This is a genomic window from Yersinia massiliensis (assembly GCF_003048255.1).
Taxonomy (GTDB): Bacteria; Pseudomonadota; Gammaproteobacteria; order Enterobacterales; family Enterobacteriaceae; genus Yersinia; species Yersinia massiliensis_A.
Window position 1 is genome coordinate 4258975 of record NZ_CP028487.1, and the last position, 19113, is coordinate 4278087.

Consider the following 19113-nt stretch of genomic DNA (forward strand, 5'->3'; position numbering starts at 1 on the left):
ACATTAACTTTGCTTGCATTCACTTTGCTGTGATTAACTTTGCCACGATCAACTTTGCCACAGCAGACGATCACGCGATGTCAGGGTGTCTGTTGGGAAAGTCGCGAGTACAGCCTGATAGCGTTTGGCATCGTCCGGATAACCCCGAGCCGCTTGTAATAACAATCGCAGTGCGCTGTCATAGTCGATACCGCGTAAATCACGGTAAGGCCACAGTTCGGGTTCGGCAATGAATGGCAGCAAATAATCAATGCCTTGCTGCACATTGCGCCCATCTTGTACCCGTTCCCAGCGATCAATTTCGACATGCTCGCCGTAACGGCACAGCAGCAGGTGCGCCTCCAGATTGAAGAGTGAATAGTGGAATGGCACTGTACGCTCCAGCTCCATCCACTGCTTGCCGTCTTGTGCAATCTGCGCCGCTAACCGCTGGGTAATGCCTTGCTGAATAATGGTCGAAACCAACCCGCGATCGCCGTAAAACATGGCGTTAACCGCACGTTGAACGTCATACCAAGTGCCGTGGTTGTTATGCCAAACATATTCAGAATGGCCCACTTCGCTGTGAAACATCCAGTGGTTGAAGTCGCGGAACCATTGTTGTAATACCGCCGTGTCTTCGGTATCGAGCAGTTTGGCCGGTAGGATCAACCCGATCGTATCAATCACCATCCACATCAGCCGTGTATCGATTAACCCCGTCCCACGCCCCGACACAATACCGGGGATGGCCTGACCATAATTCAGGTGCGGATTCATGCGCGTTTTAGCATCTAAAAACCAGCAGCGAATCTGTTCCGCTGCCACCTGAGCATAACGGCTATTACCGGTAAAATAGTAGGCTAACCCAAGGGTCAGGCAACGATCGCACATCCGCACAATTCGCTGGGTATCTGTATCGTCATTTTGGCTTTGTGGATTGGTATGCCCATCGCGGCGCACATAGGGTAATCCGTTAGGCTTACGCGGATTTGGCCACCAATAGGTACCAAAACTGTAGTAATCGTGAATGTCACCGCTGACAGGCAGCAATGTTTTGTGAGTCACACTCTCTGGCGGTTGATCGCGCAGGGCATCTGCTTCACTTAATAACCGGCGCAATGCCGGTTGTAGGGGTGAGAATGGCTGCTGTAAGACCGCTTTCGCCTTGATCAGGCAATCAACATCGAGCGTGTACAGTTTCATGGGTGTCGCGGACGTTTTTATTGGCGTCATGGGCATGGCTTCCTTATGCGGCTTGGCTGGCCACCCGCACGCCAGTGGCGGCATCAAAAATATGAATACCGGCAAGCTTAGGTTGCAGATAAACCGTTTCGCCTTCATTCACCGCCAAGCGCTGTTTAAATACCGACGTAAAACGGCCACCACCCGTACTGCAAAATAGCTGCATATCCGAGCCAGTATTTTCAATCGCCGTAATAGTCGCTTTCAGTGCGCTAGCACTGTGGGTGGCATCCACGACATTCACCTGTTCAGGACGAATGGCATACACCACATTTTGCCCGTCAGTGACTTGCAACCCCGCCGGCAGGGTCAGCAAAGAACCGTCTTCCAGTTGCAACAAGAACTCTTCGCCTTGTTGCTTTACCGTGCCTTTCAATTGATTGATTTCTGGCGAGCCGATAAAGCCCGCCACAAACAGATTCGCTGGACGATCGTAGAGATCGAGTGGCGACCCGACTTGCTCAATACGCCCTTCGCGTAGCACGACGATCATTTGCCCCATGGTCATGGCTTCAATCTGATCATGGGTGACATACACTGACGTGGTTTTTAGCCGCTGATGCAATTCGCGGATCTCGCCCCGCACTTGCGTACGCAATTTGGCATCCAGATTCGATAATGGCTCATCGAACAAGAACACCTGTGGGCTGCGCACAATCGCGCGCCCCATTGCCACGCGCTGGCGCTGACCACCAGATAAATCTTTCGGTAAGCGTTCCAGTAGTGCTTGTAAGCCTAATAACTCAGCGGTGGACTCCACTTTTTTGTTAATGTCGGCTTTGGACATTTTGGCCATTTTCAACGCAAAGCCCATGTTTTCGCGCACAGTCATCTGCGGATAAAGGGCATAACTTTGGAACACCATGGCAATGTCACGCATCTTGGGTTCAACATCCGTCACATCTTTATTATTGATACCGACGGTGCCGCCAGAGATCTCCTCCAACCCTGCAATCATGCGCAGTAAGGTCGATTTCCCGCAGCCACTGGGGCCAACTAACACGCAGAACTCACCGTCAGGAATTTCCAGCGAGACATCGCGGATCACATGGGTGTCACCGTAAGATTTACAGACGTTTTTAAGTACAACCGATCCCATTTTATTTCTCCCTAGCCTTTAACCGCGCCAGACATGATCCCGCGATTGAAATGTTTTTGCAGACCCAGATACACGATGATGCTCGGCAACATCGCCAGCAGAGTGATGGCAATAAAGATGTTTGGTGTGATGCTCTCATCGGTACGCAATGTGCCGAGGATCACCGGAATGGTATTTAAGCTGTCCTGATTCACCACGATCAGCGGCAACAGGTATTGATCCCAAATCATGATGAAGCCGAAGGTGACCACCGTACCCAACGCCGGTTTGACCAAAGGCAAAATGACGTGGAAGAAGATTTGCCATTCGCTGGCACCATCAATCCGCGCCGCTTCCTCCAGCTCTTTAGGGATAGCGGCCATAAACTCGGTCAGGACAAAGATCGAGAAGGCCCAGCCCACGACAGGCAAGATCATGCCCAGATAGCTGTTGTACAGCGAGGCGTCGATCACCGGCAGTTGCCAGTTGATGATCATATACAGCGGGATGGCGATCACTTCTTCCGGCAGCATCATGGTCGAGAGAATGACCAAGCTGGTCAGCGAGACGCCAACAAACTTTTTACGCGCCAGTGCATAAGCCGCTAATGCGCTGACCGAGACTTGTAAAACGGTGCCAAAGAACACCACGATGATGGAGTTCAGCAGGTATTGCCAAACACCGATATCCATCCACGCAAAGATGAAGTTCTCCCATGAGAATTGATTTGGCCAAGCCAACAATTCCCCTGGTTTGACCGGTGCGCCACTGAATGCGGTGGCGATAATGCCCCAGTACGGGCCGACAAAAACGACGAGTAACAGGCCATAAATGATCCAGCGGCCGATACTGTTCCAACTTTTACTTTTCATTGCCAGTCTCCGGATCGGGTTAGTATTGGGCGATGCGTTTTTTCAAGGTGAGATGACAAATCGTCAGCACCACCGTGAAGGTGAATAGCAGGAAGGACACTGCTGATGCATAGCCATAGTCAAACTGCTCAAAGCCCAGTTTGTAGATATGAGTCATGATCATTTCTGTCGCATTCGATGGGCCGCCGCCCGTGGTGGCATAGACTTCCGCGAAGACGCGGAAACCACGGATAAACGACAGCATCAGCACCACTGACAGCGCGGGGATCATTCCCGGCAAGGTGACGTAACGCAGGCGATTCCACCAGTTAGCTCCGTCCACGTTAGAGGCGTCATATAAGTCGCGACTAATCCCAACCAGCCCTGCAATAAAGATCACCATGTTGTAAGGCACGGCTTTCCAGATATGCAGCAGCATCACCGTCCACAGCGCTTGGTCGGTATCCGCCAGAAAACCCTGCGCTTCAATACTGAACCACGACAAAATGTGGTTCACCACGCCGTTACTGGTTGGGTTAAACAGAATCCGCCACATTTCGGCGACGATCGCGGCACTGGTGACGGCGGGCAAGAAGATGGCCGTTCGGATAAAACGCAAATGCCGCGCTGGTCCTTCTAATAGCATGGCTAAAAAGAAGGCGATAAAAGCGGCCACCACCATGGTGACCACCACATAGAGCAGGGTGTTGAAAACCGCAGAATGCAGTGCTTCATCACCCATGGCACGGGAGAAGTTATCAAACCCGACCCACTCATTTGGCTGGTTAAAGTTAACCTTGTAAAAACTCATCACTAAGCCTTGCAGCATCGGGATGAATTTAAACCAGGTGAAGATGACCAGTGCCGGGGCCAGAAACAGCCACGGAACCAGATTACGTTTCAGTCGGGGGGTTAGCGTTATCATGATTTACTCACTGCCCTAAGACATTCTGTTTGGCCAACTCATCATTTACTTTCTGATTCACCACTTTTAATTCAGCAGGAATATCACTGTCACAGTTGGCTAAGATACGGTTGAAACCTTCAGCAGTGACCTGACGAATTGGCGTCCAGTTAGGCACTTGAGGGATATAGCGGCCATGCTCGGCGTATAAATCAGCAAACATTGCCCAGCGAGGATCGTTATAGACGGCTTTGGTATCGACCTGTTTGTTAATCGATAAACGCACGACGGGCATATTGTTACTGCCCATGCCCATGCCGATTTGTTGCCCTTCTGGTGAAATCATGAATTCGATGAATTGCTGTGCAGCGGCTTTTTTCTGGCTACTTTTCATCATAAACACGGTGGTGCCTTCGGCCAGTGTTGCCTGCCCTTTTGGCCCCGCCGGTGGTGGGATCACTTCAAATGCCTCTTTGCCGGGATCTTTATCAAACAAGGCAATGTGATAAGGGCCGGAGAAGAACATGCCGCTTTGACCGGAACGGAATGATGGGATGGCATCTGCCGTGGTGGCATTAATCGCCCCCGGTTGAACTGTTTTGTCACACACCATGCCGCGCATAAAGCTCAGCGTTTCAGTGGCTGCGGGTTCTTCCAATGACGCTTTGAATTTGCCTTCACCGGCGGGGCGAATAAAGTCACCACCGGCTTGCCAGAGATAGGAGCTGATAAACCAGCTGGCATAACCACGTGTGGTCGAGGCGGGCAAAATAAAGCCATAAGTGTCATTTTTGCCATTGCCATCAGGGTCATTAAAGGTCATCGCTTTCGCCAAGGTGCTGATGTCTTCCCAGCTTTTCGGTTGTGCTAAACCGAGCTTTTCACGCCAATCTTTACGGATAAACAAAGCAAAGGTTTGGGCTGATGTGGGCACGCCATAATATTTGCCATCCATGTATTGAGCACTTTTCCAAGCGGTATCGAAGATATCTTCTCCACCAATGATATTTTTTGGCTCAATCGGCTCAACAATGCCAAGCTGGACAAACTGCCCTATGGCAACGGCATCGTTAAAAATCAGGTCGGGTAACGCGTTGCCTGCTGCGGCTCGCGCTAGGCGTTGTTCAAAGTCGGTTGTAGCATTGAAATATTCAATTTTAATGCCTGTTTTCTTCTCAAAAGTTTCCGCTTCGGTCTTATAAATATTTTTTGAATCATTACTGGCGCGGATCCATACCTGCAATGTTTCTGCTGCGTGGAGGGAAGGGATCCCCATGGCTAAATAAGTTAACAACAGCAAAGATTTTATTTTTACTTTTGACATTATCATTTTTTTCTTCATCTCAGCGTCCTCGTTGAAATCTAATTTTTTATGAATTTACCCAGATGGTTAAATAACAGAATAAAATCACCAAACACTCGATAACATTAGAACTCAGAGGAAAACAAAAAACTACACCACAAAAAATAAAACTTAATTCCATTTTGAATTTTCTGCTTGAGATCACACTTGAAAAATCACCGAAAAAAGACAAAAAACAATATTATCGATAATAATCAAAAAGATAAAATCTTCATTTTAAGAAGTAAAAAATAGATGCAATTATTTAAATCGCCTAAAAAACGTCTAAAACAGAGATTTAATTTGATATCAGTCACAGAACAAATCATTTATTCAAAGAGAATTTATAAAGAAGATCCAGATCACAAAAGTGTATAAACTTTGCCCTAGAATTCAAATTCATTCGAAATGGAACGCTGTTCTTTTTATTGAAATGACAATATTTCATTACGTAATCTTATTTTTAAAATAATGATTTCATTCTTTTAACAGAGATAAGAAAGTTAAATAAAATCGAGAATGCTTTATTTTTATTCATGTAAACAATAAAAATTAAGGAAATTAATGATGAAGAACTTGGGTAAAAAAAACCTATTACTGGCTATTCTACTGGGGTCATCTCCCTTTATTTACGCAGCGGAAAGCCATCCATTAATATTAAAAGTTGATGATATAAACTATAGCATTGACCAAGTTAAGCAAAACAACCCGCTATACGAAAAATCCTATAAAAATCTGATCACTAAGGCTGATAAAGCCCTGCAAAAACCACTCTATTCCGTCATGGATAAAAGCTTGCTGGCTGCCAGTGGCGACAAACATGATTATTACAGCTTCCCGCCCTATTGGTGGCCAGACCCTAGCAAGAAAGATGGTATGCCTTATTTGCGCAAAGACGGCGAAACTAATCCTGATGCCAATAGTGATGCGACAGATAAAAAACGCATGAACAGTTTCAGTGACGATGTCTATTATCTGGCGCTCGCCTATCGCTTTACGGGTAAGCCTGAATACGCGGAAAAAGCACGGGATCAATTGGTCAATTGGTTCGTTAACCCGAATACCCGCATGAACCCGAATCTACAATATGCTCAAGCCATTCCAGGTATCAATGAAGGACGAGGTATCGGTTTAATCGACAGCAGAGCACTGGTAGACGTGATTGATGCCGTCGAACTGATAAGACCGGCCAATGTCCTTAACGAAGCCGACTATCAAGCTATCAAACTTTGGTACAAAGATTTCTACCAGTGGATGACCACCAGCCAAAACGGTTTTGAGGAAGATAATTGGCACAATAACCACGGCACCTATTTTGATATGCAAGCCGCCGCTTTTGCCTTGTTCAGTGACCAGAAAGCCGCCGCACAAAAACGTTTGGAAATCACACAGCTGCGCCGTATTCCCTCCCACTTTGATATGCAAGGTCGGCAAAATGCGGAACTGGAGCGCACTCGTCCGTGGCACTACAGCAATTTCCATTTAGAAGCCTACAACAAGCTGGGCCGCCTAGGGGAAGTCGCCGACAAAGATATCTGGAACTTTAGCCTCGACGAGCACAGCCTGAAAAAAGGCTATCAATACGTGGCCGGCTTTATCAATACCGACCAAGCATGGCCGTATAAAGACTTGGATGGTCTACAAGATAAAAAAGCGCTGACCAATATGATCACTGCCGCCCGTGCCTACCCGTCTGACCCTGATTTCCAACAAAAGGCGCAATACCTGATGGCTAAGTATCCGGATGCCGTTGAAATCCTGCTCTATCCGATAACACAGCCCGTGATCGTCAAAAAATAAGCACTGTCGAGGACACACCAGATATGAAGCAGTTTACGGATCAGCAGATGGCAGAAATCCGCCAGCGGGTTGTTCAGCGAGCGGAAAATACCGTTCAACGGCAAGGCGACATCACACAGCAATACGGAAATACAGTACAGCCGTCAGGGATTATTGCCACGCTGATTGCGGAGAATCAGGTGGTGTTGGACTCAGAAACACGGGTCCCCACCACCGGTATCGCCACTTGGAACCACTACTATTATTGCCCTGACCATGGGGTAAAGTTAGTTTGGGATCGCCATTCGCCCACTCAGCATCGTTGCCCCATTGACGATCAGTTGTTTAGCGGAGAACCCTATGATGGCGCTTGGTGGCGGGCGCTTAACGGCTTAAATGCCAAAGCCTGTAATCAGCTTGGTTTGCTGTGGCAGCTCACGGGGGAAATACGTTACTTCAATAAAGTGCGGGATATCTTGATCAACTATGCCCGCTACTATCCTGACTATGAAGTCCACGGCGGAATTCCCTACAACGGGCCAGGTAAGGCCAACGCGCAAACGTTGTGCGAGGCGAATTGTCTGCTCGATTTTGCTTTGGGTTATGACTTCATTGCCGAGTCGCTAAGTCAGGAACAACGTGATTGTATTGCTGGCCGGTTATTGCGCGAGGGGGCTGATTTTCTGATGCAACACCGTACCCGCCAGTTGCATAACCATGAAGTTAAAATCAGCAGCGCTATCGCCGTGATCGGGTTGATCCTTGAAGAAGAGCACTATGTTGAGTTTGCGGTCAATGCTGAGTATGGCCTGCGTTATCAGCTAGAACATGGGCTGTTCAGCGAGGGATTATGGTTTGAAGGGTCAGTGCATTATCACTTTTATGCCCTGCAAGGCTTCTGGTCATTTGAAAAGCTTGCTGCGGGTAGCCGCTACAGCTTGCTAGCACTGCCTTATTATCGCGATATGCTCAGTTTCCCGCTAAAACTGCTGATGCCCGATGGCACTTTCCCACGTATTAACGATTGTACTGCCGGACAAGAGCAACTGACTCACGCCCACTTGTATGAGTTTGCATTTAAAATCTATGGCAATGATGAGTATGCTGCCGCCTTACATCATATTTATCGCCAACAGCCTCGCTTCAATCTAGATGCTTTGCTCTATGGTGTTGAAGAATTGCCCTCTCCGCGGGTTAATATCATCCCAACGGATACATTGCATGCACCCGATTGCGGCTTGACCATTTTACGCCAACCGCAATCAGGCCGTGCTTTGTTGATAAAACACAGCCCCTATGGGGGAGAGCATGATCATTATGATCGGCTGAATTTAATTCTGTTCGAGCAAGGGCAAGAGATCTTGCCGGATTTAGGCACCACCGGTTATGGCGCGCAGCTGCATTATGGTTACTACAAAAACAGCGCAACTCATAACACGCTCAGTGTTAACCAAGCCAATCAGCCACCTGCCGTACCGGTTATCCATAACTGGTATCAGTCAGCAAAATTCAGTTGGTTAGATACGGAGGCCGATTGGGGGAAAAAAGCCCCTGAGTTAGACAGCCATACTCGTGTCCAATGGGATTGCGATGCTTATCGCGATATAAAATTCCGCCGCCGCATATTGTGGTTAGAAGATGCGATCATCGATATCAGTAGCATCGTCAATCCACATCAACAAGCGTGCGACTGGACACTGCATATCGATGGGATGGCGATGGATGCAGCAGGTGAAAGCATCTCTTTTAGCGAAAATGGGCCAATGCAGTATTTGCATCAAGTCACCACTAAGCCACTTAATGGTGTGCTCCAATGCGATTATCAAACAGCGGCAAACCCGCTGCCAATCTGGCTCGCCGCAGATGCCACGCTATTCCAAGGGTTAGCACCCGCGAACCCATCAGTGCGAGATATCAGTTATCTGATCTTACGTTCTCATCAACCTGAATCACTGATTACCAGTGTGTTTGATATGAACAACCCTCAACCGCTAACGAACGTGCAAGTGGACAATGATGGCGAAATATTGTCGATCAAATTAACCCGTCAACAGCAGGTTATGCAGGTAAAAATCCCCTTGGTTGATTGCGGTATCCCGTTATTCATTTGAGTTTATGCAGCTCGGGGCAGCCTTTGCCCCGTTTTTTCCGCACTTATCGCTAATGCGGACTGGATTGCTAGCATATCCTCCCCATTAATAGGGTCTATGGCGAGAAAGTCCCTGATAACGTGATTTAGCTAACATTTACCACATAAGATTTTTATGAATACATATGCATCTATTACGTATAAGTGAAGATGTAACAAATGATTATGCGTTAACAAATAAAATACAAAATATATTAAGAACTCGCTCTCATTGCCTCTATTGGATAATAATAAGTCGCCTGATGTATCTTCCTTGTTAAATATAACCCTACTGTTTTGCATAATATCCAGTACAGTTTTGAATAAAAACCGTTTTAAACGAATAAAAACGCTTAATTATTCATTATTTAGTCAAAGTGCATTTTAAAATCGGCTAAAAACATGACGTGAGTCACAGAATGAATAAGTGTTATGACTAGAATAGCCGCCATCAGCTCGTTTTATTCATCCTTACTTAAAATGAGCATTTGTTTAAAAACGGCAACTTGTTTAAAACCAAAATTTGTTTAAAAAAACAGAGACCTTACGCAAATGGAAAATAACAACAAGAAAATGGCGCATATAAGGCGGACAACGCATCTCATGATGCCGGCACACCGTAGCTATTTTAGTTTTTCTTATTTCCACTTTAGATAATACCCCCTCTGCAATGACATCCATTTTTATTGGGTAGTCATTGTCTATGCACAATTTTTAACAATAACGAAAATTGCTTTTCAGCATTGGCGTGATGTTAACTATTGTCTGCGTTCTCCGAAGATACTCATACTTGGTTTTATTATCACTATCGGTACGTGTCATACTATTGCTCAGCCGATATCAGCCTTGTGTTAATTATCTTCCAGCAGAAACATAGCTATCCTGTAAAAATCGAATGTCACCTTTGTCATTCATGCTAAATGACATGAGGATCACTGCGCCTAAAATTCAGATGCAGTGATGTGCAGACAAGCAAACTATTTATTAATGAATTTTAATTCATTGATAAGGACAGCTATACACAGAATTTAGTGTCAGTATTTTTTTGATAGTCCAATAAATAATATAAAAGAGAATCCATAATGAAAAAGTTAAATATTGCGGCAAGCCAGTCAGCTATACCCTGTTTTGAATCACAGCGTGAAGTGGTGGATGTTTTACACACGGATTTTACGGATATTGCTGCCGTCGTACTTTCCGTTCAAGATATTAATAATGGTGTCATTAATAGTATTCATGAATTAGGGTTGGAGATTCCAATCTTTGCTGCCGTTTGCTGTGAAGAAGAACTCAATACCGACGTATTACCATCGCTCAATGGGGTCTTTGAACTTTGTGGTGATAATACTGATTTTTATGGTAAACAATTGGAATCGGCTGCTGAAAAATATGAAAAAGAATTGCTGCCTCCATTCTTTAATACTTTAAAAAAATATGTCGAAATGGGGAATTCAACTTTTGCTTGCCCTGGGCATCAAGGTGGACAATTCTTCCGTAAACACCCTGCAGGCCGTCAATTCTTTGACTTCTACGGCGAAACTATTTTCCGTTCAGATATGTGTAATGCTGACGTGAAATTAGGTGATTTACTGATTCACGAAGGTGCACCTTGTGATGCACAAAAACATGCAGCAAAAGTATTTAATGCCGATAAAACTTACTTCGTTCTGAACGGAACATCAGCCTCAAATAAAGTGGCCACGAATGCCTTGTTAGCCCGTGGCGATCTGGTGCTATTTGACCGTAACAACCACAAGTCTAACCATCATGGTGCGCTGATTCAGGCTGGTGCAACCCCTGTTTATCTGGAGACAGCCCGCAACCCGTTTGGCTTTATCGGTGGGATTGATGCTCACTGTTTCGAAGAAAAATACCTGCGTGAACAGATCCGTAGCGTTGCACCAGACCGCGCTAACGAAGCTCGCCCATTCCGTTTGGCGATTATCCAATTAGGCACCTATGACGGTACGATTTATAACGCCCGCCAAGTCGTCGATAAGATTGGTCATCTTTGTGACTATATTTTGTTTGACTCCGCTTGGGTTGGCTACGAACAATTTATTCCAATGATGAAGGATTGTTCACCATTATTACTTGAATTGAATGAAAACGATCCCGGTATTATCGTGACGCAATCAGTCCATAAACAACAAGCGGGCTTCTCACAAACGTCGCAGATTCATAAAAAAGATAAACATATTAAAGGTCAAGATCGCTATTGCAACCATAAACGCTTTAATAACGCCTTTATGTTGCACGCGTCCACCAGCCCATTCTATCCATTATTTGCCGCATTAGACGTCAACGCCAAAATGCATGAAGGCAAAAGCGGCCAACGTATGTGGCTTGATTGTGTTAAGACCGGTATTGAAGCGCGTAAAATGATTTTAAATACCTGTAATATGATTAAGCCTTTTGTTCCGGTAGAGGTTGACGGAAAACCATGGCAGGAATATGACACGAATGCCATGGCACAAGATTTACGCTTCTTTAATTTCATTCCAGGCGAAAAATGGCATGCCTTTGAAGGCTATGAAGCCTCTCAATATTTTGTCGACCCTTGCAAGCTACTATTAACCACCCCAGGGATTGATACCAATACGGGCGAATATACTGCCTCTGGTATTCCAGCAACTATTCTGGCTAATTTCTTGCGTGAAAATGGTATCGTGCCAGAAAAATGCGATTTGAATTCTATTTTGTTCTTATTAACGCCAGCAGAAGACTTGGCGAAAATGCAACATTTGGTCGCGCAAATTGCTCGATTCGAACGTTTCATTGAAGAAGATGCTTTGTTAGTTGATGTATTACCGACGGTATATCGTAATAATGAAGCGCGCTACCAAGGTTATACTATCGGTAAATTATGCCAAGAAATGCATGATCTTTATGTCAGCTATGATGTTAAACAGCTACAAAAAGAAATGTTCCGTAAACAGTATTTCCCTAAAGTGATGATGAATCCACAAGATGCCAATATTGAATTCGTCCGTGGGCATGCTGAATTAGTCCCATTATGTAAAGCCGAAGGTCGAATTGCCGCTGAAGGTGCACTTCCTTACCCACCGGGAGTATTGTGTGTTGTCCCTGGTGAAGTTTGGGGCGGCGCAGCTCAACGTTATTTCTTGGCATTAGAAGAAAGTATCAATCTATTACCTGGCTTCGCACCTGAATTACAAGGTGTTTATTTACAAGTTGATGAAGACGGATGGAACCGTGCGTACGGCTATATGATGAAACAATAATAGCTATTTTTTAATTTTTACAACACCAACATCACTATTCGCTCAATCTGCGGGGATAACTTATTCCCGCAGTCTCTGAAATTAAAAAAGAGATAATAAAAATGAGTAAAACAAATAATAAGATGGGAGTCGTACAGCTGACTATTCTGACCGCCGTCAATATGATGGGGTCAGGCATAATTATGCTGCCAACCAAACTCGCCGAAGTTGGGACGATTTCAATCGTTTCATGGTTAGTCACAGCAGTCGGTTCAATGGCGTTGGCCTATGCTTTCGCCCAGTGTGGGATGTTTAGTCGTAAGTCTGGCGGGATGGGCGGTTATGCCGAGTACGCGTTTGGTAAATCTGGCAACTTTATGGCGAACTATACCTATGGTGCGTCATTGCTGATTGCTAATATCGCGATCGCGATTTCAGCCGTAGGGTATGGCACCGAATTATTGGGTGCCACACTCACGCCATTAGGCATTTGTATCGCCACCATCGGTGTACTGTGGCTGGCTACAGTCGCTAACTTTGGCGGCGCACGCATTACTGGGCAAATCAGTAGCGTCACCATCTGGGGGGTGATTATTCCCGTCGTCGGTATCTCGCTGATTGGCTGGTTCTGGTTTAGTGGCACTGCCTATGTTGCCGCGTGGAATCCACATAACGTGCCCGTCTTTGAAGCGATCGGTTCTTCTATCTCGATGACATTGTGGGCTTTCCTTGGTTTGGAATCTGCATGCGCCAATACTGACGCGGTAGAAAACCCTGAACGTAACGTTCCGATCGCCGTGTTGGGTGGGACTTTAGGTGCAGCGGTTATCTATATCATTTCAACCAACGTGATTGCCGGTATTGTGCCAAACATGGATTTGGCTAACTCTACCGCGCCGTTTGGTTTGGCCTTTGCTTATATGTTCACCCCAGCCGTCGGTAAAATCATCATGGCATTGATGATTATGTCCTGCGTAGGATCATTACTGGGTTGGCAGTTCACCATCGCTCAGGTGTTTAAATCTTCTGCTGATGAAGGTTTCTTCCCGAAAATCTTCTCTAAAGTCAGTAAAGCCGATGCTCCTATCAAAGGGATGTTGACCATCGTTATCATCCAGAGCGTGTTGTCTCTGATGACCATCAGCCCGTCACTGAATAAGCAATTTAACGTGCTGGTGAATTTGGCGGTAGTGACCAATATCATCCCTTATATTCTGTCGATGGCGGCACTGGTGATTATTCAGAAAGCAGCGAATGTCGATCCTGCTAAGGCCCGCAAAGCCAACATCATTGCCTTTATCGGTGCGATGTACAGCTTCTATGCGCTTTACAGCTCAGGTCAGGAAGCGATGACTTGGGGGGCGATTGTGACCTTCCTTGGTTGGACACTGTACGGTTTGGTTTCACCACGTTTCGAATTTGCAGCAAAAACAAAGTAATCAATTAGGTTAATTGAGTAAGATCAGGTGCCAGCAGATAAAAAAGTCAGGATACGGCCCGTAATTCCGGTAATAATGGCTCCAAACCGCTACCCCCGGACTGGAAGAAGATTATGACGGATAGCCCTTGGTATCTCTATCTGCTGCGCACCGCCTCTGGCATGTTGTACACCGGTATTACTACCGATGTTGCACGGCGAATGGCGCAGCATCAAAGTGGAAAAGGCGCAAAAGCACTGCGGGGCAAGGGGACGTTAACTTTGGTCTTTCATTGTGGCGCAGGGGATCGTTCGACGGCATTGAAACTGGAATATCGGGTGAAACAACTCACTAAGCAGCAAAAAGAAAAGCTGGTGATTAACCAGCCTTCTTCACTGAACGCGATGCTCATCGAGCAAAAAGCAGTCGATAAATCATTCGCCGTTAAAATCGATTGAATGGGGCTGAAAAGACCACCTCGCCATCCACGTCAGCCAGTGCATCTTCCGCCAACGCATAAACCTGAAAAGCATTTTCAGTATCTGGCCAGCGGCACGCTAATTGATGGTGAGCTGCTGGTACAAAACCAAAACGTTGATAATAGGCAGGCTCGCCTAATACCACGACAGCGGCATAACCGAACTCATTGAGCGAATCGAGCCCCTCATAAACCAGCTTTTCGGCCAAACCTTGGCGACGCAACCCCTCTTCCACGGCTAATGGTGCCAATGCCACCCATTGACGGTCTTCACCACCAATTTCAACCGGACTAAATGCGGCATAACCGACAACACCACCTTCGTCATCCGTTGCCACAATACCCAGCGTCAATAAACCGTCTTCGCGCAGTTGCTGCACCAGTTCAGCTTCATCGTCTCGCTTAAATGCCTGACGTAATAAAGCGTCGATCCCCGGTGCATCGACCGGAATTTCTACTCGAATTAACACGATGCTAATGTACGGGAAGAACTCACCGCACCCTCTTGTTGACCGGCTTCAATAAATTCGGCCAGTTGCAGTAGACCGACTCGCAGGAGTGTCGGCATGGCTTCCAATTCAATGGCATCCATCAGGTTTTTCACATAAAGGCCCAATTCGGTATCTCCTTCAATGCGTAACCGGCGTTGGAAAAACAGCGTATCCGGATCTTCTTTACGGGCAGCGATCAGAATCAGATCGTTGGCATCACCGCTAAAGCTGACATCGGCTTCAGCTTGTTGGCTCACTATAAGCCTATCGTTTTCTACCGTCATAAACCATTGTAGCCCGAGGTCACGGACTTCAATTTTTAACCAACGGGATTCTAGAAATGCCAAATCACCGTCCAGCAGTGCCTGACGAAATTGCCAGCCAAGCATTTGCTCTAATACTTGGCGCTGTAAAGCGAAAGGAGTCAATTTTAGCGGCCCCCGCAGCAGCGCTGGCCCTTGACGTACAAGTTGTGTTCGTAGTTTTCCAAGCACTGGCTCTATCTCCTTTTGACTCTGATCAACCATAAACCTATACCCAACGTAATTGGAGTTGCAGGTAGGCAGCAAGTGGACGCATCCCGATGAGCTTACTCAAGTAAGTGATTCGGGTAAGTACGCGTAGCTAACACCCCTGCGGCTTCAAGTACAAAGGGTATTTTGCCACAGGAGGAAAATTGCAAAGCATCCTAAATCAATAAAACTGACATCAATTTTTGGCTAATCCTCAGAAGAATGCCACCAATGCAAAAGAAACTGCCTTAAATCAAGGTCAGTGCAAAGCAGGTTAACTAAAATCGCCTCTCGATAAAATACGAATATCATCTTCGGATGGGGAATAATCATTGCCAGCCATGCTGCCAACAACGGGGCTGCTGACTCATTCAGGAAAATTCTATGGAGTTGCTTTGTCCTGCCGGCAATTTACCCGCTTTAAAAGCCGCCATCGATAATGGGGCTGACGCGGTGTATATCGGCTTGAAAGATGATACCAACGCCCGCCATTTTGCCGGCCTTAATTTCACCGATAAAAAGCTGCAAGAAGCCGTTAATTACGTTCATAGCCGTAAGCGAAAATTACATATTGCCATCAATACGTTCGCTCATCCCGATGGTTATGCTCGTTGGCAGCGAGCCGTAGATATGGCCGCGCAGCTTGGAGCCGATGCCCTTATTTTAGCCGACCTCGCTATGCTGGAATATGCCGCCGAGCGTTATCCGAATGTGGAACGCCACGTTTCCGTACAAGCTTCGGCAACGAATGATGAAGCCATTCGCTTCTATCAGCGCCATTTTGATGTGGCGCGAGTGGTGTTACCCCGCGTGTTGTCGATGCATCAGGTGAAACAGTTATCGCGTACCAGCCCAGTGCCGTTGGAAGTTTTTGCCTTTGGCAGTTTATGCATCATGGCGGAAGGCCGCTGTTATCTATCCTCCTACTTGACAGGCGAATCACCAAATACCGTGGGAGCCTGTTCACCCGCACGTTTTGTGCGTTGGCAGCAAACCCCGCAAGGGATGGAATCTCGCCTCAATGAGGTGTTGATTGACCGTTATGAGGATAACGAAAACGCCGGTTACCCTACATTGTGCAAAGGCCGCTACTTAGTCGATGGTCAGCGCTACCACGCGCTCGAAGAACCGACCAGTTTGAACACGCTGGAGCTATTGCCTGAATTATTTGCCGCAAATATTGCCTCGGTAAAAATTGAGGGCCGCCAACGTAGCCCCGCTTATGTGAGCCAGGTGGCCAAAGTTTGGCGACAAGCGATTGACCGCTATCAAGCTAACCCGTCGCAATTTGTGGCTAAAGCGGAATGGATGGAACAACTGGGCGCAATGTCCGAAGGGACCCAGACCACGCTGGGCGCTTATCATCGCAAGTGGCAGTAGCCGGAGGAAATATGAAGTACGCCTTAGGCGCAGTACTCTATTACTGGCCAAAATCGGATATTGAGACTTTCTATCACGCAGCAGCCAATAGCAGCGCCGATATTATTTATTTGGGCGAGAATGTTTGTACCAAACGCCGCGAGATGAAGGTTAGCGATTGGCTGGGCTTAGCGAAAGAAGTCGCAGCCAGTGGTAAACAGGTGGTGATTTCTACCTTAGCACTCCTGCAAGCCCCGTCCGAATTGAATGAATTGAAGCGCTATGTTGAGAACGGCGAGTTTTTACTGGAAGCGAATGATTTAGGTGCAGTGAATATGGCGGCTGAACGTGGCTTGCCTTTCGTCGCCGGTCACGCCTTGAACTGCTACAACGCGTATACCCTGCGGATCTTGCACCGTCAGGGCATGATGCGCTGGTGCATGCCAGTCGAGCTTTCCCGTGATTGGCTGAGCAACGTCCTAGAGCAGTGCGACGAACTGGGTTTTCGTGATCAATTTGAGGTTGAAGTCCTCAGTTACGGCCACCTGCCGCTGGCTTATTCTGCCCGCTGCTTCACTGCTCGTTCTGAGGATCGCGCCAAAGATGAATGTGAAACGTGCTGCATTAAGTATCCGCAAGGGCGCAAGGTGTTATCGCAGGAAGATCAGCAAGTCTTTGTCCTCAATGGCATCCAGACACAAAGCGGCTACTGCTATAACCTCGGTAATGATCTGATCTCAATGCAGGGGTTGGTGGATATTGTCCGTCTTTCGCCACAAGGCATCGAAACACTGGAAGTTATCGAGCAATTCCGCGCTAATGAGCAAGGTCTAGCACCGTTGATGCTGGCAGATAAAGCCGACTGTAATGGCTATTGGCGGCGTCTTGCCGGACTGGAACTGGTGTCATAGCGCCAAAAATCAGGGGGAACATATTTGCTCCCCCTGCTATTTACACTATTTTTTAAGCTATTTTGTTAATCGATTAATGGTGGTCAATCACAGCGGCATTTTTGGGCCATGATCTCAATGATCTGACGGTCAGTTTGCCGCATCGCACCGCAAGCCAGCGCGCACAGATTGGCAATCGACTGATCAACATCATGAGCCACGATCCCCTCATTACCGGTCACACCGCTGCTGTCTAATGCCATGAGTACCGCTTTGTAGGCCGCACTGACGCTGGTAGAGACTTTCATGGCGCAACTGTTGGCTGCACCATCACAAATAATCCCACTGATGTCACCAATCATACTACCGATCGCCAGTGCGACGGGTTCATAACGTGGTTCAAATAGCCAAGCCATCCCAGCAGCCGCGCCCATTGCGGCTGTGGTCGCAGCACATAAAGCAGAAAGTGCTGGTAACTGGCTATGAATATAAATCGCCATCAAATGAGACAAGATCAGCGCTCGCGCTAACGCTTCTTCATCAGCCCCCAGATGCTCGGCAACTACAAGTACAGGCATCGTGGCGGCAATGCCTTGATTCCCTGAGCCAGAGTTACTCATCGCGGGCATTAGTGCTCCCCCCATACGTGCATCCGAGGCTGCCGCTGAGCGGATCATAATATCCGACAGTAAATCCTTAACCAGCAAACCTCGCCCACGCTGGCGCATCAGTGAAGCACCAATATGTAAGCCATAGTTGCCGGTAAGCCCCTCTTGGGACAGCGCCCCATTCAGTTCGGCCGCCTGTAAAATGAAGCTAATCTGCTCGAAAGGGACTTCGGTGGCAAACTGGTAAACCTGCTGAGCACTAGCTTGCTTCAGGCAATCGTGAGGATCACAAACTGCCTGCGCCTGCTGGCTATGCTCCGCAACCTCGAACAAGACATTGCCATTGATAACAATCTTCACCACTTGGGTATGACCCCCAGCAATGGTAACACTCGCCCATTGCGCGCCCTGATAGACCCGAGCTTCAGCGAATAAAACATCATCGCCAGAGTGCATATCTACCCGGACATCCCCACGAGCCAACATCGACTTGGCATCTGTAACCTGCTGTTGAGACAGGTTTTTCAACACCGCTAATCCCCCCTCAGGATCACCCCCCAGTGCACCCACCGCAGCAGCAATAGGCAACCCCACCATACCGGTGCCAGGGACAGTTACCCCCATCCCATTTTTCATTAAGTTTGGTGAAACTCGCGCTTCAATACGCTCAACTTTTCCGGGTAAATAAGTCGCTGCCATTGCTGACGCCAATGCGAGTGCGATGGGTTCAGTACAACCTACGGCCGGTTGCACATCGCGTTTAATGACGCGGATAAACGCATCCCATAAAGCAGAATTATTTGTGTTATTCATAATAATACCTTCAA

General features: G+C 47.1%; 16 protein-coding genes. 8 read left to right on the forward strand and 8 right to left on the reverse strand.

Annotated elements, in window-relative coordinates:
* Nucleotides 1–48 precede the first annotated feature (48 nt).
* The 5 genes from DA391_RS19700 to DA391_RS19720 are packed head-to-tail and all read right to left on the reverse strand — an operon-like array spanning nt 49 to nt 5399.
* A complete protein-coding gene (locus tag DA391_RS19700; RefSeq protein WP_019211276.1) occupies nt 49–1215 on the reverse strand; it encodes an alginate lyase family protein in 1167 nt (388 codons plus the stop codon).
* 13 nt (nt 1216–1228) lie between these two features.
* Nucleotides 1229–2323, reverse strand: coding sequence for an ABC transporter ATP-binding protein (locus DA391_RS19705; protein ID WP_019211277.1), 1095 nt, complete (start codon nt 2321–2323; stop codon nt 1229–1231).
* Nucleotides 2324–2334: 11 nt separating this feature from the next.
* Nucleotides 2335–3174, reverse strand: coding sequence for a carbohydrate ABC transporter permease (locus DA391_RS19710; RefSeq protein WP_019211278.1), 840 nt, complete (start codon nt 3172–3174; stop codon nt 2335–2337).
* A gap of 19 nt (nt 3175–3193) precedes the next feature.
* Nucleotides 3194–4078 (reverse strand): carbohydrate ABC transporter permease, encoded by an 885-nt coding sequence (locus tag DA391_RS19715; protein ID WP_050080872.1) that lies wholly within the window; start codon nt 4076–4078, stop codon nt 3194–3196.
* A 7-nt stretch (nt 4079–4085) separates the two neighbouring features.
* Complete coding sequence (locus DA391_RS19720; protein WP_050286634.1) at nt 4086–5399, reverse strand: ABC transporter substrate-binding protein; 1314 nt, start codon at nt 5397–5399, stop codon at nt 4086–4088.
* A 564-nt stretch (nt 5400–5963) separates the two neighbouring features.
* Between DA391_RS19720 and DA391_RS19725 the strand changes: the two genes are divergently transcribed.
* The 6 genes from DA391_RS19725 to DA391_RS19750 all read left to right on the forward strand — a co-directional run bounded on the left by DA391_RS19725 (nt 5964) and on the right by DA391_RS19750 (nt 14406).
* Complete coding sequence (locus tag DA391_RS19725) at nt 5964–7199, forward strand: alginate lyase family protein (protein WP_072084661.1); 1236 nt, start codon at nt 5964–5966, stop codon at nt 7197–7199.
* 23 nt (nt 7200–7222) lie between these two features.
* Nucleotides 7223–9289 carry a heparinase II/III domain-containing protein gene (locus tag DA391_RS19730; RefSeq protein ID WP_108088098.1) on the forward strand — a complete coding sequence of 689 codons (2067 nt, stop codon included), beginning with the start codon at nt 7223–7225 and terminating at the stop codon, nt 9287–9289.
* 623 nt (nt 9290–9912) lie between these two features.
* Complete coding sequence (locus DA391_RS24750) at nt 9913–9963, forward strand: hypothetical protein (RefSeq protein ID WP_409994342.1); 51 nt, start codon at nt 9913–9915, stop codon at nt 9961–9963.
* Nucleotides 9964–10388: 425 nt separating this feature from the next.
* Nucleotides 10389–12551 carry an ornithine decarboxylase SpeF gene (gene speF / locus DA391_RS19740; protein WP_049604946.1) on the forward strand — a complete coding sequence of 721 codons (2163 nt, stop codon included), beginning with the start codon at nt 10389–10391 and terminating at the stop codon, nt 12549–12551.
* Between the two features lie 101 nt (nt 12552–12652).
* Nucleotides 12653–13969 carry a putrescine-ornithine antiporter gene (potE, locus tag DA391_RS19745; RefSeq protein WP_050080877.1) on the forward strand — a complete coding sequence of 439 codons (1317 nt, stop codon included), beginning with the start codon at nt 12653–12655 and terminating at the stop codon, nt 13967–13969.
* A gap of 113 nt (nt 13970–14082) precedes the next feature.
* Nucleotides 14083–14406 (forward strand): GIY-YIG nuclease family protein, encoded by a 324-nt coding sequence (locus DA391_RS19750; protein WP_050080878.1) that lies wholly within the window; start codon nt 14083–14085, stop codon nt 14404–14406.
* On the opposite strand, the gene DA391_RS19755 is transcribed toward DA391_RS19750, so the two are convergent.
* Both DA391_RS19755 and ubiT read right to left on the reverse strand, forming a co-directional pair.
* Complete coding sequence (locus tag DA391_RS19755; protein WP_050080879.1) at nt 14393–14896, reverse strand: GNAT family N-acetyltransferase; 504 nt, start codon at nt 14894–14896, stop codon at nt 14393–14395. The two genes, DA391_RS19750 and DA391_RS19755, sit on opposite strands and share 14 nt — an antisense overlap.
* Nucleotides 14890–15411: a ubiquinone anaerobic biosynthesis accessory factor UbiT gene (gene ubiT / locus DA391_RS19760; protein WP_050080880.1), complete on the reverse strand. Its 522-nt coding sequence runs from the start codon at nt 15409–15411 to the stop codon at nt 14890–14892. Before ubiT ends, DA391_RS19755 begins: the two co-directional genes overlap by 7 nt.
* Before the next feature lie 402 nt (nt 15412–15813).
* Between ubiT and ubiU the strand changes: the two genes are divergently transcribed.
* Both ubiU and DA391_RS19770 read left to right on the forward strand, forming a co-directional pair.
* Entirely contained in the window at nt 15814–16809 is a 996-nt protein-coding gene (gene ubiU / locus DA391_RS19765) for a ubiquinone anaerobic biosynthesis protein UbiU (protein WP_050080881.1), read from the forward strand.
* Nucleotides 16810–16820: 11 nt separating this feature from the next.
* Nucleotides 16821–17699, forward strand: a complete 879-nt coding sequence (locus tag DA391_RS19770; protein ID WP_050878864.1) for a U32 family peptidase — start codon at nt 16821–16823, stop codon at nt 17697–17699.
* A gap of 83 nt (nt 17700–17782) precedes the next feature.
* Here DA391_RS19770 and DA391_RS19775 read toward each other — a convergent pair whose 3' ends face one another.
* Complete coding sequence (locus tag DA391_RS19775; RefSeq protein WP_057642697.1) at nt 17783–19099, reverse strand: serine dehydratase subunit alpha family protein; 1317 nt, start codon at nt 19097–19099, stop codon at nt 17783–17785.
* Nucleotides 19100–19113 lie beyond the last annotated feature (14 nt).